The following is a 15,869-nucleotide window of genomic DNA, read 5'->3' on the forward strand; positions in this document are numbered from 1 at the left end:
ATGAAATGGAAGAAAACAGCGGCGGCGGGCTCTGTCATTCTCGCCTTACAGCTCGTGCTCTCGGGGTGCTGGTTTAACAACGATTCGAATCATAATGTTGTGGATAACGGCAGTGGCAAGAGCGAGAATGCCAGTCTGATCCCAAGCAGGAACGATTCGGATTATCAAATGCTCAAACCCAAGTCCGGTACTTCGTCACGAGGCTATATCCAATATGGCCCGAAGAACCGTGTGGATATGGATCAGCTCGAGAGCGGATTGATGGACTTGTCAAAAAGTGTATTCAGTCCCGATAAATACGTTTTTCAGAGCGGACAATACCTCAAGGACTCGGATATTAACGGTATTCTTTACCGCAAAGGGTCCGAGCCAAAGAAGAGCGATAGTGAGGCTAAAGTTCTTCCCGGTCTAAATCCGGCACTTGGAAAAGGCAAGACGATTGTTGAAAAGTCAAAGAACAGTCCGAAATATATTAATTATGTATTGGAACAAAACTATCTGATGAAGAATAGTAAAGGTCAATATAAACTAAGCGGTGTATCAATTGCGGTATCGCTGAATTCTGTATATGCAGATAATATTACGTATAATGATAAAATTTATCCGGTTTCTGAAAAGCTGAAACAAGCGAAAGTCAAGGCATGGGGAAAGGCCCATGCGCAACAAATTTTGCAACGGATCAGAAGCCTTCCAGGGTTGCAGCAGGTGCCGATTTTTATGACGTTATACCTTACGGCAGCGCCTCAATCCTATGTACCCGGTGACTTCTTTGCGAAAACGGAAATCGCCGCGAGTTCAAGTTCCATTGATAAATGGACCAATGTTGCTGAACATCATGTGCTGTTCCCGTCGGACAGCGCAACGAGCAATTATAAAGATGATTTAGACAAATTCAATCAATTCAAGACCGATGTGCAAAAGTATTACCCGAACTATGTGGGTGTGATTGGGAAAGGCTTCTATCAGAATAAAGAGCTGCATGATATGACGCTCGAAATTAACTTTAATAAGTTTGTCGATAAGACAGAAATGATTGGTTTTACCAACTACGTGACATCCCTAGTCAAGAATCGAATGCGTTTTGCGCGCAGTGTCCCAATCCATATCTACATTACAACAGGCGACACACCTGAAGCCTTAATCGAACAAACAAATGATATGGACAAACCCTATGTTCACATCTTTCAACAGTAAATACGACTAACCATGAGAAACCGCTAATTGGCGGTTTTTTTCTATGCAAAGGCAGAAAAAACTTGCTTTTTCATTTGCTAATCCCACAAAAATTACAAATAAAATGTAATTATCCTAAATTACAATGTATAATTAATAATATAGAGATAAAACTTATAAAAATTAAGGCGGTGATCGATTGGATACTCTTGATTTGAAATTACTTCGCACATTAATGGAGCATGGTCGAGCGACCTGGTCCGATCTTGCTGCCAAAATTGAGATGTCCTCGCCCGCTGTGGCGGAACGCGTGCGACGTCTGGAAGAAAAAGGCGTGATTAAAACATACGAAGCGGTCATTGATCCGGAACTTGTCGGCAATACATGTACGGCTTTCATAGCAGTGACACTAGAAAAAACCGAACAGCGTGCAGCATTCCTTGAATTGATCCATGAGTTGGTCGAAGTTCAGGAATGTCATCATATTGCGGGGGACTACGATTATTTGCTTAAGGTACGTGCCCGTGACACCAAAGATCTGGATCGCGTCATCAGCAGTGAATTGAAAAAGCTGCCGGGCTTGAAAACACGGACAACCATTGTCATGAATTCACTAAAAGAAACGGCGCAGCTCCCGATTCACGCGGATCGTTTCTCATGAGGACCGGTTGATGGATCTTTATCTGAGAGGCATCATGTTAGGCTTCGCGATTGCGGCACCTGTGGGTCCGATCGGTGTACTCTGTATTCGTCGAACCTTGGTTTCGGGACGGCTCTACGGATTGTTATCGGGTATTGGCGCAGCCACTGCGGACGCTGTCTATGGAACAATCGCCGCGTTTGGATTGAAGGTGGTGTCGCGTTTCTTACTTGGGCAGCAGTTCTGGCTGCAACTATTCGGCGGCTGCTTTCTCTTATTTCTCGGCATTCGGACGTGGCGATCAGTGGTCTCGGATATGCCTTTACGCAGTGCCGATCAAATACGGCAGCTTCTCGGCACTTATCTGACAACACTCTTTTTGACACTGACGAATCCAATGACGATTTTATCCTTTGTAGGCATTTTTGCCGGTATGGGACTAGCTGCAGGCAATTTTAAATCATCTGTGTCACTGGTTTTTGGTGTGTTTTGTGGTTCAGCAATCTGGTGGCTGCTGCTGAGTGTATGTGTCGGCCATTTTCGGGAAAAGATGGACACAAAGATTCTGATATGGGTGAATCGCGTTTCTGCCACGATCATGTGCGGATTCGGCAGCGTGGTTCTGTGGCAGGCGTTTAGTTAATTCATGAGTTGCTCTAGGGAAACATCTGCACTCAATTTCATGTGTTTCGACGTGCAGTCATTGCATAGTGCGGACTGAATTTGATAGAATGAGAACAGTGTTGGAATTTGCCAAGAGGTGGCAAATGAAGCCGATTGGCGGAGGTGAAAATGATGAGCAGGATCAACGAAGATCAGGTTAAATACGTGGCTAATTTGGCGCGTCTGTCTTTTACTGATCAGGAAATAAAGACGTTTACAACGCAGCTGGATGATATCATTGGTTTTGCCGAACAGCTGAATGAGCTGGATACACAAGGCATTGAACCGACGACCCACGTCCTTGATATGTATAATGTAATGCGCGAGGATGTTGTGGAACCGTCTCTGCCGCGCGAAGAAGCGCTCAAGAACGCACCGGTTCAAGAAGACGGACAAGTTAAAGTGCCGCTGATTATGGAAGCGGACTGATAGAAGCAGAAGGAGGATAACAGTGATGCCACTTTTTGAAGAAGGCCTTGTGTCTTTATCTCAAAAGTTACATAACAAAGAAATCAAGGCATCCGATCTTGTCGACGAAGCGTTTACGCGTATTCATGAAGTCGATGGGGATGTGCAGGCGTTTCTGACATTGAATGAAGAGGCTGCCCGCAGCGAAGCGAAGGCTCTTGATGAGAACGGAACGGCAGATAACGAAATTCTTTCAGGCATGCCGATCGGACTTAAAGACAACATGGTGACAAAGGGACTGAAAACCACATGTTCCAGCCATATTCTTGAAAACTACGACCCACTCTATAATGCTACCGTAGTTGAGAAAGTAAACGCTCAAAAGGCAATTACCATTGGAAAATTAAACATGGACGAGTTCGCCATGGGTTCCTCAACCGAAACATCATTTTTTGCGAAAACAAAAAATCCATGGGATCTGCAGCGTGTTCCGGGCGGATCCAGCGGCGGCTCTGCAGCAGCCGTTGCAGCAGGCGAAGTGCTGTTCGCATTAGGAACAGACACCGGGGGTTCGATCCGGCAGCCGTCCGCTTTTTGCGGCGTAGTCGGCATGAAACCAACCTATGGCCGTGTGTCACGTTACGGTCTCGTAGCGTTTGCCTCATCCTTGGACCAGGCCGGACCGATTACTCGGACCGTCGAAGACAATGCCTATCTGCTTGAAACCATCGCCGGCCTTGACCGCCATGATTCAACGAGCGCCGATGTCGCCGTACCGCATTATGCGGCGGCGCTCACCGGTGACATCAAAGGTCTCCGAGTAGCTGTTCCAAAAGAATATCTGGGTGAGGGCATTGATGAATCCGTAAAGGCAAACATCCGCGCTGCGATCAAGCAGCTCGAATCGTTAGGTGCCGTTGTTGACGAAGTATCGCTCCCTCATTCTAAATATGCCGTTCCTGCTTACTATATTATTGCTTCATCTGAAGCATCAGCCAATCTCGCTCGTTTTGACGGGGTGCGCTATGGCGTTCGCGCAGAAACAAATGATTTGATCGAGATGTACAAGAAATCAAGAAGCGAAGGATTCGGCGACGAAGTGAAGCGCCGGATTATGCTTGGCACCTTCGCCTTGAGCTCTGGTTACTACGATGCTTATTATAAAAAAGCGCAGCAAGTGCGTACGTTGATCAAGCAAGACTTCGAAAAGGTGTTCAAGGATCATGACATCATTGTCGGACCAACGACGCCAACGACTGCCTTCAAGATCGGCGAAAACATCGATGATCCGTTGACGATGTACGCGAACGACCTTCTGACCATTCCGGTTAACCTTGCCGGCATTCCGGCAATCAGTCTGCCATGCGGACTCGCGAATGGACTGCCGGTCGGTCTGCAGATGATCGGCCGACCGTTCGGCGAAGAGACGCTGTATCGCGCCGCGCATGCTTATGAACAAACGGCCGGATTCACATTAACGCCTGCCAAAGGGGCGATGAGCAAATGAGTAATTTTGAAACAGTCATCGGGCTTGAAGTCCATGTTGAATTGAAAACGAAGACGAAAGCGTTCTGCGGCTGCGCAAACCAGTTCGGCTCAGAACCCAACACAAATACATGTCCCATTTGTCTCGGACATCCCGGCGTGCTTCCTATTCTGAATCATGAAGCGGTCGATTATGCAATTAAAGCCGCTCTTGCTCTAAATTGCGAGATTTCCCGCGAGACGAAGTTCGACCGGAAAAACTACTTCTATCCGGATAATCCGAAAGCATACCAGATTTCTCAGTTTGATCAGCCGATCGGCCGCAACGGGTACATCGAAATCGAAATCGACGGTGAAAAGAAACGGATCGGCGTGCACCGTCTTCACCTTGAAGAAGACGCCGGAAAGCTGAACCACTTGGAAGACGGTTCCGGTTCACTTGTCGACTTCAACCGAGTCGGCACGCCGCTGATCGAAATTGTTTCCGAAGCGGATATGCGCGACCCTAAAGAAGCGTACGCGTATTTGGAAAAACTGAAAGCGATCATGCAATATATTGATGTGTCCGATGTGAAGATGGAGGAAGGCTCGCTTCGCTGCGATGCCAACATCTCGATTCGTCCATACGGACAGACAACATTTGGCACTAAGACGGAACTGAAGAACCTAAACTCATTCACGTTTGTTGAAAAAGGACTCGCCTATGAAGAAAGACGCCAGGAACGCGTACTTCTTTCAGGCGGCGAGGTTGTTCAGGAAACACGCCGTTACAATGACGCAACCAAGACGACGACGGTGATGCGTGGAAAAGAAGGCTCCGACGATTACCGCTACTTCCCGGAACCGGATATTATCAAGCTGAAGATCGACCAGGAATGGATCGACCGCATTCAGGCTGAAATTCCGGAATTACCGGACGCACGCCAGAAGCGCTACGTTGAAGAACTCGGCCTTCCGGAATACGACGCGATGGTGCTCACTCAGACGAAAACGATGTCTGACTTCTTCCAAGCTGCTGTTGCTGAAGGTGCCGATGCCAAGCTTGTCTCCAACTGGCTGATGGGCGACGTGTCTGCATACCTGAACAGCAAGTACATGACTATTGACCAAGTGCCGATGAAAGCAAAAGACTTGGCCAAGTTGGTTAAACTGATTGAAAAAGGTACGATTTCCAGCAAGATCGCCAAAAAGGTCTTCAAAGACCTGATCGAAAAAGGCGGCGATCCGGAAGAAATTGTTAAAGCCAAGGGCCTTGTTCAGATCTCCGATGAAGGCGCGTTGCGCGATATGCTGGCGCCGATTCTCGAAGCGAACAAGCAATCCATGATCGACTACAAGAACGGCAAAGACCGCGCGCTCGGATTCCTTGTCGGCCAAGTCATGAAACAGACGCATGGCAAAGCCAATCCGAAAATGGTCAACAAGATCATTCTTGATGAAGTGAATAAGCTGTAATTAAAAGTGATGAAGGCGGGATTCCCTGATTATATGGGAATCCCGCTTTTTTCGGTTGCAGAGAAAATTTATGCCGGAGATCAAGTTCCGAGTGCGGATGGACCGGATTACTGATCCCGATGACCAAAATGATAGTCACCCAGCGACCGCACGAACCGGACTGAACGATCTATTTTTCAAAACGCTCGATAAACTTGCAGAAGCGCTCGATAAACTTTATGAAACGCTCGATAAATTTTTCAAACCACTCGATAAATCCGCAAAAACGCTCGATAAAGTCAGTGTGCTTATAAAATTGGAAAGCATTTGCCACCGCAAATGCCTTCCAATTTTATCTATGTGTCTGGGTTATGCATGAATTTTTTCACAGGATCGATTTTGATTTTAAAAATCGTTTACAATATAATAAAATAAGGAAGTTAGGTATTTCAGAGCACCTGCTCAATCCATTAAAGTAAACGCATCCAAATATATTGAATCAGATAATAATGATTAGTGATCATCTGAATCGGAAACAATGGATTGAGAATGATCGTAGATTAGTCTAGTGAAATAATTCATACGGCATAAGAATTGAGCCGACATGAGTAGGCTCCTTTTGTGTTGCAACACACGAATATCTTTATACAGAGATTGATTGGGTGATAATCATGAAGAAGGCTAGAATCATTTATAATCCTACGTCAGGACGGGAGCTTGCGAAAAAAAATATAGCCTATATCCTTGACCGGCTTGAAGATGCGGGATACGAAGCGTCCGCCTATGCGACCAAAAGGGAAGGGGACGCAACCAAGGCTGCACGCAAAGCGGTCAAACGGAAATTCGATCTCGTTGTTGCGGCAGGCGGCGACGGCACCATTAATGAAGTAATTAGCGGACTTGCTGAGATGGACTACCGCCCGAAGCTCGGAATCTTGCCTTTAGGTACAACCAACGATTTTGCCCGGGCTATCGGTATACCGCGTGACATCGTCAAAGCCTGCAATGTGCTGTGCGACGGTCATGAGATGCCCATTGATATTGGAAAAGTCAACGACCGTTATTTCGTGAACATTGCCGGCGGCGGTAAGCTGACGGAGCTGACCTACGACGTACCAAGCAAACTGAAAACGATGATCGGTCAATTAGCCTATTTTATTAAGGGCATCGAAATGCTCCCATCAATACGGCCGATCAAAGTCAAAATTGATTATGACGACCGCACCTTTGAGGGCGACATCATGCTTTTCCTCGTCTCCAACAGCAATTCGGTCGGCGGATTTGAAAAATTAGCGCCGGATGCCAAGATGAATGACGGCCTGTTTGATCTAATTATTCTGAAGGCGGCAAATCTTGCCGAATTTATTCGCCTTGCAACCATGGCGACACGCGGTGAGCATATGAAAGATCCGAAAGTCATCTACGCACAGGCGAGCCGGATCAAAATCGAAGCTGAAGAAAAAATGCAGCTCAATATTGACGGCGAATACGGTGGCGATCTGCCTGGCGAGATCGTCAATCTCTATCACCATCTTCATCTTATGGTGCCGAAAGAAACCGAGGATGCGCACCTCCTTGCGTCCGAGCAGGATGTCAAGCAGCTTCAATCATAAAGCGACATTCAGACCAAAAATGTGCCATGAACTTTTTGAGGTTCATGGCATTTCGTATGAGGTGAGAAGCACTTGTTTTACCCTGTGTTTACCGCTATCTTATAAAGAGATGAACCTGCAGGACATGCAGATTTTCCGGAATGGACCGATAAAACGCAAAAAGAGACCGATAAATCTACGAAACGGACCGATAAATTCGCGGAACAGACCGATATTCTTCCAAAACAGACCGATAAAATGTTGAAACAGACCGATAAATTCTGCAACACCCATATTCAGCGCATGCAGGCTAACCATATGACCATTAGGAGTTCGAAAAATGTCAGAATCCAATGTACCAGTAGCGAAAAATCAACAACTTGAGGTGACGTTCACCGACTTAACCCAGGACGGCGCCGGCGTTGCTAAGGTTGATGGCTATACACTCTTTATCCCCGGCGGATTGCCTGGAGAAAAAGCAAAAATTCAAGTGACCAAAACGAAAAAAGGCTACGGTTACGGCCGTTTGCTTGAACTGACCGAGACCAGTGACCGTCGTGCCGAACCACCATGTCCGTATTATCCACAATGTGGCGGTTGCGCGATTCAACATATTAGCGCAGAGGGTCAGCTCGCCTACAAGCGAGAGATCGTCCAGAACGCATTGGAGCGGATCGGTGGTTTGACCGACATCACCGTCGAACCAACTCTCGGTATGGACGAGCCATGGAGTTATCGCAACAAGATACAGGTTCCGGTCGCCCAGCAAAATGGAAAGTTCGCCTTTGGTTTTTACAAGAAACGCAGCCACGAGATCGTCACCATGGATCATTGCATGATCACAGATCCGCTCATTGATGAAATCGTACAGACTGCAAGACATATCGCCGAAGAAAACAAGATCATGCCCTATGACGAAACCAAGCACCGCGGCGTCCTGCGCCATGTCATGGCCCGTGTCGGCAAGAAAACCGGCGAGGTCATGGTTGTTTTTGTGACGCGCGGCGATGAACTGCCGCACCGCAAGACATTGATCAAAGGACTGACCGAACACTATCCGCAAATCAAATCGATTGCCCAAAATATTAATACGAAGCGCACCAACGCGATTTTTGGTGACGCAACCAAAACACTCTGGGGGCGCGATGTCATCTATGATCAAATCGGCGATGTCACATTCGCCATCTCAGCGCGCTCCTTCTTCCAGGTCAACCCGACCCAAACCGAAGTGCTCTACGGCAAAGCACTAGAGTACGCCGAACTGACCGGAAAAGAAACCGTGATTGACGCCTACTGCGGCATCGGTACGATTTCCCTGTTTCTTGCCAAGGAAGCAAAACATGTCTATGGCGTCGAGATCGTACCCGAAGCGATCGAGGATGCACGGAAAAATGCCGAACTCAACAAAATCACAAATGCCACGTTCGAGGTCGGCAAGTCGGAAGATGTGATTCCAACATGGCGTGATCAAGGGATCGATCCTGACGTCATTGTTGTCGATCCACCGCGCAAAGGTTGCGACGCCTCGCTTCTTGATACGATGCTCGCCATGCAGCCGGAGCGGATTGTCTATGTTTCCTGTAATCCAGCCACACTCGCCCGCGACCTCAAGCTGCTCACCGCAGGCGGGTATCAAGTGAAAAAGGTGCAGCCAGTCGATATGTTCCCACAGACGATGCACGTTGAATGTTGTGTGTCGCTTGAAAAAATATAAAAGATAGATGGGGATCCGAGAATCGGTAATAAATTCTCGGACTACCATCTTTTTTTATTTCTATTTTTTTGATTAACCTGTGAAGCATTTCTTCGTTCAGAGTTGGATGTTTAATGAAATGCTCAATTTCTCTAAACAACTCGTTTAATTGTTGTTCGTTAACTTGATTAGTAGAACCGTTTTCTAACTCTTCTTTGGTTGCAATGAAACGAGAAATATTTGTGTTGTTCTCATCAACAAGATCTTGGTAAGCTTCATCAGTAATTTCGCTTCGAATCTTCAACCGAAGAGCTTCGTTTTTTTCCTTTGATAAGGTTTCAATTTTATTCTTTAATTGCTGAATTTGTTTTAAACGCTTTGATTCAGATGCCTGAAGACGTTTATCTAGAATGTCTCGAAATTTCTTTGATGAGATGCGGGTATAGAGACCCTTGATATCGCTGGTTATAACGTCAACAAGATCAGATTCGCGAATAATATGATCGGAACAAAGCGTATGACCGTGTTTATCGAAACTACCGCACACATAGCCTTTTCTGTTTTTTTTATAATGCATGCCTCGTCCACAATCTGAACAAAACGCTATGCTCGTAAAAAGGTGATATTTCGAGTGAGCATGCTCTCTGGATCTTTGAACTAAAAGCTGTTGAACCAAATCGAAGTTTTGCTTCGATATGATCGCTTCATGTGTTCCTTCCACTCTAATCACGTTATCAGGGACATTCTTTTTCCGTTTCGTAGAAGTTACACTGATGGATGTTTCACGTTGTTGGACAAGATTTCCGATATAATGTTCATTGGAAAGAATACCTTTAATGGTTGATCCATGCCAAATGGAGCTCGCATTTTTTTTATGGGCTACCTGAGATGAGGTGGGAATCTTCTCTTTCAGCAATTGCCTCGCTATATGGTCAAATCCTTGACCTGCGATATAACATTTGAAGATCCGCTGTACAACTTCAACAGTAAAATCGTTTCGCAAAACTAACTGTTTATCAACAATTGTATAGCCATATGGTGGGATTGATCCGTTGAACTCGCCATTCCGTGCTTTTACTTCAAATGAGTATTTTATCCGCCGACTCATCGTTTGTGATTCGTTCTCATAAACCCACGCGTATAAACCAAACATAGAAGTCTGATTTTCTAATGAGTTGATTGCTCCGTCGAGTGTGATTATGTCAATCCCACTGTTTTCTTGAAGACTATTTAAGACCCTATAAGATAATTCTCCATTTCGGGCAAGACGGGATAATTCTTTTGCGAGGATAATGTCAAACTTATGACTCTTCGCATCTCGCAACATTTGCTGAAAACCTGGTCTCTTCGTAGCCTTTGTACCACTTTGCACATCTGAATAGATTTTGAAAAGATCCCAACCACGATTCGCAATGTAGTTTTCGAAGATTTCTCTTTGGTTTATTAGTGACTTTTTTTGTTCCTCCTTATCAGTTGATACGCGTACATAAACGGCACATCGTTTTGTCAAGCCACCACTTCCCCTTCTCGGTTAGAAGAGTCAGTGGAATTCACCTTATCTTTACAATAGGCCGCGTTCACAAGCGTGTCAATTTTATCCTCAACGATTGCACCCAATAAATCTTCCACAGCAATGTTGGCTCTGTTATCGAAAATTCTTTCTATAGTCATAGAGGGGTAGTCCTCCCGGTTGTCAATTTTATGTTGACATTCGATACGTCGAATGTTATCCATTGACTATAGTCAATAACATTTTGTACCAGAAGTGGTATATAATATCTATACTTTTGCGAGGAGAACTTCATGGGTAAGATTAATATCTATTTGAGAACAGTAGACTTTAAGGAAAAGCTCCAAACACTTTATGAACGTCTAAAAGGGGAAGAGCCCTCTCCTTTTTTTGGTCATACACTTAGCCGTTCTAGGCTAAGTAATTTTGAAACCTCATTCAGCAGACAAAATAAAAAACAAAAAACGTTGATTGAAATGTTAAACGAACATTTAGCTGCTAAGGAAATGACCCAGCAGCAACTTGCAATGAGGTCGTATTTAACGAAGGGATACATAAGTAATATTTTCAATCGACGTATTAATCCCTCAAAATCTAAGTTGTTTCAAATAGCTTTGGCACTTGAACTATCTCTGGAAGAAACAGCAAGGTTGTTAAAAACAAGGGGTTTTTTGCTGAATGACTCTGATGATGGGGATAAAGTTATTATCGCTTGTATTGAAAATCAGGAGTATGACCTTGATAATGTTCATGATCTGATGGAGGAGTACGCTCACATTGAATTCCTATAGCCAGTCATTTGTCGAATAAATACGCAAATATTTTTGAAGTAGGTAAATAGTGGCTTAAAATAAAAACAAAAAAGCAACGCATTCATGTTGAATGAGTTGCTTTTTCAAAAACGCTCGCACTCAAATTGAATGAGAGCAATTCATATTATACGCAAGAACGATTCTAACTATCCATATGTTATTATTAATTTAACATGTTTCGTGTTAAATTTCAAGGGGAAAGGATTGGTGCTTAGGTATGAGTCACTTGTTCAATACGTTTCATACTCAAGAAATACATGTGTTTTTTGATGAATCCGGCAAGGAAAGTGATCGTCCTAATCTCTTAGGGTCACTTTCAATTCCTAAAAAAATCTATGAGCAAAAAGAAATACAATGCATGAACGAGTCCTTGAGAGCTAACCAGTTTAAAATACATTGGAAGAATTACAATGGCAATTCATTCGTTAAGGAAAAGATTGTTGAGTTAATTGACCTTTTTATTCAATATGAAGAGTACATAAAGTTTAATGTCATTAATTATCATTATGGATTCCTAAAGGACCAGCAATCCTTTACAAAACAAGACAGGGACATAGCAATTTATTCAAAATTTCCCGAACGATTAATTTATGGTCTAATTAGAGGTTACGGCAGTGAGACTCATATTGTTGCTAACATTTTTATCGATAAATCAACGGAATATGAAAAATTAAAATTGGATGAGACATTAATCTCAACTCTTAACAGTCAATCGTTGTACAGAGGAGAAAAATTTTACGCACAGGATTGTGAAATGTTGCCCAAAAATAGTGAAATTGGTTTGGAACTGATTGATGTGCTATTAGGGATAATCAGAACCATAATTATAAATCCTCAAATTACCGAAATGAGCAGTAAGATTAAGCAGGCTAAAGTATCTCTGACCACCGAATTACTCAAAAATACTAAATTAATTCAAACACTAAGTGGATTAAAATATTTTGAATGGCGAGGCAATCCCAGATTGACACAGATAGATTTTCTGGATTATATTCACGCGTTTTTAATTCGACAAACCTACTGATATGAATCAACTGCAGGGGGGACGACCATACGGATCGGTCCGAACCATTGAAGTTTTCAGGTTTAGTTCAGAGACTGGCCAGAACAGACCAACTATAAAGAATGGGACATTAAGCAAAGAAACTATACTTAATGTGGACTTTCGGACAAATTGTTATAAAATTCCGGGAAAGTCAGGATAATAAGATGATTCACCAGTTCAATCCTAAGAGAAAATCAATCCAGGTAGTTCATGCCACTATTGAGGATTACAGAAGCTTCTCCAGTGAATAATTTATTTGTAATAATAGGCTATCAGGATTAAAAATCAGTAACATAGCCTATTGAATTACCAACAATTAAAGATCAACAAAAGATGGAATGGAGAACTTCTTCTGTTGGGCGGAACTCTATAAAATTAACGTACCGAAGAAATATGGACAAGGAATGAAATGATCAAATCTTACAATTTTCTTTGATCATTTAACCACTAAAAGCAATAGTGAAATATCATTCTGTCCCCTCGAGCCATGTTGAGATAGTCGCACTGCTACAAAGGAATTTGTAATTAAACAACAGGAAATGAGGAGCTCTGGAGTGGATAATGAAAAAAGGAAGTTGTCACCAGAACAACGTGAAGAAATACTCGGTGTATTGAAAGCCCGTTTTGAGAAAAACATGAATCGTCATAAAGGACTTGAATGGATTAAAGTACAAGCAAAGCTAGAAACTAATACTGAAAAACTGTGGTCCCTCAATGAAATGGAAATAACCGGCGGTGAACCGGATGTTGTTGGTCACGATATAAAGACAGATGAATACATTTTTTATGATTGTTCAGTGGAAAGCCCTAAAGGTCGCAGAAGTTTTTTTTACGACCGTGAGGCACTGGAATCAAGGAAAGCACACAAACCAGAAAACAACGCTTTAGATATGGCTGCTGACATGGGTATTGAGATATTAACGGAAGAACAATACCGGGAGCTGCAGAAACTTGGAAATTTCGACAATAAAACATCGAGCTGGGTGAAAACACCTTCTAATATTAGAAAACTCGGTGGGGCCATCTTTTGTGATCGTCGCTACGACACTGTCTTTGTGTACCACAATGGAGCAGAGAGCTACTATGCTGCCAGGGGTTTCCGGGGCTCGTTAAGGGTCTGAATTTTGGTTTGAAACGCAGCCAGGTGAAAGGACGCTGGCGGCTTATACCTCATGGGGATAGATATCGCCAAAAGGTTGGATTATCAAAATTCTTTTGTTAATTTGTATAAGAGTTATGTGATTTCGCATGTCGAGTGCATGGTGCAACTTCATCGGTAAATGTATAACTAAAAAATAAACTTCTGAATCAAAATAAACATTTCCGATTCCGACTCTGATTTCGTGAAAAAAATTTTCCGATTTCGGGGTCCTTTCTCTACTATCACTTGCCCTGCCTTGATTTTGCCTTCAACCAACTTTCTGAAGACTTTTAGCAAAGTTAGGAGCTTGAACCCCAGATCATATTTTTAAAATATTGGTAAGTTAAATTGTGAATAATTAGGATAACATTAAGTACCATCCCGGTGTTTCAAGTTAATTTTGACAGGTCACCGATTATTATCGGATAATACGATAAGGTCTCATCATCTCATAATCCTCGTGCTCCAAGATATGACAGTGCCATATATATAACCCGGTAAATGGTCCGAACTGCATGATGATTCGAGTAACTTGCTTCGGATTAGCTCGAACGGTATCTTTCCATCCTCGTTCTTGTGGTTCCGGCGGCATTGCCGGACCTGTATAGTCGATAACCTTCTCCTTGTTAAACGTATCAACATCGAAATTTCTTCGGTCAAGTATTTGAAAATCAATTAAGTGAAGATGAATTGGGTGTGAATTACCAGTTACGTTGATGAGGTACCATATCTCGGTTGCCCCTAATTTTGGATTTTCTGATATGGGTGCTGCCCATGGTTTATGATCCAATAGCATCCATTCACGACCGTACTGATCCATAGTATCATTTAATGTTAGGTATCTTATCCTCGAAACTGACTGTTCTTTTATTTTTGGAACAGGTATTATATTAGCTGGAATTGTACTCGTGTCAACACTTGATAAAGGAAGAGTTACTCTAAATTGCATCACTTGCCCAACCGTAGATGGATCCGGTTTGTCACCCCTTGGAAAAGGAGCGGGGGCATCATTTGTCATGATAATATTCTTCCCTTCTAAATTGGTAAAATCAATGATCACGTCTGCCCTTTCTGCAGGGGCTAACATGATTTCCTTGATACCAATTGGATAGTCCAACAACCCTCCATCAGTCGCAATTTGATACATAAGTTGTCCAGAATCAAGCTTAATCCTATAGAAACGCGTGTTGGATGCGTTTAAAAGCCTAAAGCGGTATTTACGTGGTTCCACTTTTAAATAAGGCCATACTTTACCATTTACTAGAATCGTATCCCCAATAAATTCAGGAGTAATCGACGTTTCTAATTCAGGAATCGGTTTTTCTGGTTGCTTCGGGTAGTAAAGCGAACCATCCTTATTAAATGTCCGATCTTGTATCATAAGAGGAATCTCATAGTTCCCACTCGGTAAATTCAATGAACGTTCCCGATTTTCTCTGATAAGATAGAATCCTGCTAAACCTGCATAAATATTTAGCCGCGTAATACCGAGCGTATGGTCATGATACCATAACGTGCAGGCATGATTGCAATTATCATATCGATATATTTGCTTTCTAAAATATGGGCCCACGTGTTTGAAGCCCTTTGTAAACCAAGCCTCTGGGTAGCCATCGCTTTCCCATTCAACGCAAGCACCGTGTACGTGCACGACTGTTCTTACATCAGGCACGTCCCGATGGGCACCATGAACCGTATAATCGATTGGAAAAAGGTGCTTATCAGGAAGATTGTTCATCCATTTAATCAACACTTTTTCTCCACGTTCGACTTCAATTGTAGGCCCTGGATAGCCATCTTCGTACCCCCAAACAGTTGAGTCATTTAACTGACGATGAAGTGATTGACGGAATTCAGTCATAGTTACTTCGTAATAAGTATAGAACTGATCTTTCCATCGAGGTTTTAAAATAGGTGGGATGGGTAGTTCGTCTACAAATTTAGAGAGAATCATCATTCATCTCCTTAATAACAGACTGCAAAAAGCAAGTCATGGGTATCAAATGTTTAATCATCGTGAGGACGACTGAATAAAAGTCGTTTTAAAATCGTTTAAATGGGTGACTTTGATCCTTTTGATCCATGGCAACCTTCTATAGAAATAATTTTCTTCTATAGAATGTTTATGTTGTTCACGACAAATATAGTAAAAAAAGTGGTAAAAAGTTGTTTGCTTTCAGCACAGGTAAGCGTCAAATCCCGCACCCCTTCTGCACAGGCCAGTGCGGTTATCTACAGTGTTGTGGAGACAGCGAAAGAAAACGGATTGAACC

The 15,869-nt window shown here is 43.2% G+C and carries 15 protein-coding genes; 12 read left to right on the plus strand and 3 right to left on the minus strand.

The window, feature by feature from the left end; translation table 11 throughout:
- From BM003_RS14775 to rlmD, 9 genes are all read left to right on the plus strand, one after another.
- Entirely contained in the window at positions 1 to 1,194 is a 1,194-nt protein-coding gene (locus BM003_RS14775) for a CamS family sex pheromone protein (RefSeq protein ID WP_093674415.1), read from the plus strand.
- A 178-nt stretch (positions 1,195 to 1,372) separates the two neighbouring features.
- Positions 1,373 to 1,834 carry an Lrp/AsnC family transcriptional regulator gene (locus BM003_RS14780; protein WP_093674417.1) on the plus strand — a complete coding sequence of 154 codons (462 nt, stop codon included), beginning with the start codon at positions 1,373 to 1,375 and terminating at the stop codon, positions 1,832 to 1,834.
- A 10-nt stretch (positions 1,835 to 1,844) separates the two neighbouring features.
- A complete protein-coding gene (locus BM003_RS14785; protein ID WP_093674419.1) occupies positions 1,845 to 2,456 on the plus strand; it encodes a LysE family translocator in 612 nt (203 codons plus the stop codon).
- A 152-nt stretch (positions 2,457 to 2,608) separates the two neighbouring features.
- Positions 2,609 to 2,905: an Asp-tRNA(Asn)/Glu-tRNA(Gln) amidotransferase subunit GatC gene (gene gatC / locus BM003_RS14790; protein WP_093674421.1), complete on the plus strand. Its 297-nt coding sequence runs from the start codon at positions 2,609 to 2,611 to the stop codon at positions 2,903 to 2,905.
- A 25-nt stretch (positions 2,906 to 2,930) separates the two neighbouring features.
- Positions 2,931 to 4,391 (plus strand): Asp-tRNA(Asn)/Glu-tRNA(Gln) amidotransferase subunit GatA, encoded by a 1,461-nt coding sequence (gatA, locus tag BM003_RS14795; protein ID WP_093674423.1) that lies wholly within the window; start codon positions 2,931 to 2,933, stop codon positions 4,389 to 4,391.
- Positions 4,388 to 5,824, plus strand: coding sequence for an Asp-tRNA(Asn)/Glu-tRNA(Gln) amidotransferase subunit GatB (gene gatB / locus BM003_RS14800; RefSeq protein ID WP_093674425.1), 1,437 nt, complete (start codon positions 4,388 to 4,390; stop codon positions 5,822 to 5,824). Before gatA ends, gatB begins: the two co-directional genes overlap by 4 nt.
- Before the next feature lie 70 nt (positions 5,825 to 5,894).
- A complete protein-coding gene (locus tag BM003_RS14805) occupies positions 5,895 to 6,182 on the plus strand; it encodes a hypothetical protein (RefSeq protein ID WP_093674427.1) in 288 nt (95 codons plus the stop codon).
- A 292-nt stretch (positions 6,183 to 6,474) separates the two neighbouring features.
- A complete protein-coding gene (locus BM003_RS14810; RefSeq protein ID WP_177184816.1) occupies positions 6,475 to 7,416 on the plus strand; it encodes a diacylglycerol kinase in 942 nt (313 codons plus the stop codon).
- A gap of 319 nt (positions 7,417 to 7,735) precedes the next feature.
- The gene (rlmD, locus tag BM003_RS14815; protein ID WP_093674429.1) at positions 7,736 to 9,109 is read left to right on the plus strand and encodes a 23S rRNA (uracil(1939)-C(5))-methyltransferase RlmD; all 1,374 of its coding nucleotides are present in this window, start codon (positions 7,736 to 7,738) and stop codon (positions 9,107 to 9,109) included.
- On the opposite strand, the gene BM003_RS14820 is transcribed toward rlmD, so the two are convergent.
- Positions 9,012 to 10,598 (minus strand): recombinase family protein, encoded by a 1,587-nt coding sequence (locus tag BM003_RS14820; RefSeq protein WP_093674431.1) that lies wholly within the window; start codon positions 10,596 to 10,598, stop codon positions 9,012 to 9,014. The genes rlmD and BM003_RS14820 overlap by 98 nt on opposite strands.
- The gene (locus BM003_RS17735) at positions 10,595 to 10,759 is read right to left on the minus strand and encodes a hypothetical protein (protein WP_177184817.1); all 165 of its coding nucleotides are present in this window, start codon (positions 10,757 to 10,759) and stop codon (positions 10,595 to 10,597) included. The genes BM003_RS14820 and BM003_RS17735 overlap by 4 nt, the downstream gene beginning before the upstream one ends.
- 132 nt (positions 10,760 to 10,891) lie before the next feature.
- Here BM003_RS17735 and BM003_RS14825 point away from each other — a divergent pair, with 132 nt between their 5' ends.
- From BM003_RS14825 to BM003_RS14835, 3 genes are all read left to right on the plus strand, one after another.
- Positions 10,892 to 11,389, plus strand: coding sequence for a helix-turn-helix domain-containing protein (locus BM003_RS14825; protein WP_093674432.1), 498 nt, complete (start codon positions 10,892 to 10,894; stop codon positions 11,387 to 11,389).
- Between the two features lie 238 nt (positions 11,390 to 11,627).
- Complete coding sequence (locus BM003_RS14830; protein WP_093674433.1) at positions 11,628 to 12,434, plus strand: DUF3800 domain-containing protein; 807 nt, start codon at positions 11,628 to 11,630, stop codon at positions 12,432 to 12,434.
- 560 nt (positions 12,435 to 12,994) lie between these two features.
- On the plus strand, positions 12,995 to 13,576 hold the full coding sequence (locus BM003_RS14835; protein ID WP_093674434.1) for a DUF4256 domain-containing protein: 582 nt from the start codon (positions 12,995 to 12,997) through the stop codon (positions 13,574 to 13,576).
- A gap of 438 nt (positions 13,577 to 14,014) precedes the next feature.
- Here BM003_RS14835 and BM003_RS14840 read toward each other — a convergent pair whose 3' ends face one another.
- A complete protein-coding gene (locus tag BM003_RS14840) occupies positions 14,015 to 15,550 on the minus strand; it encodes a multicopper oxidase family protein (protein ID WP_093674435.1) in 1,536 nt (511 codons plus the stop codon).
- Between the last annotated feature and the right edge of the window lie 319 nt (positions 15,551 to 15,869).

The sequence above is a fragment of the Sporolactobacillus nakayamae genome (genome assembly GCF_900113325.1).
Lineage (GTDB): Bacteria > Bacillota > Bacilli > Bacillales > Sporolactobacillaceae > Sporolactobacillus > Sporolactobacillus nakayamae.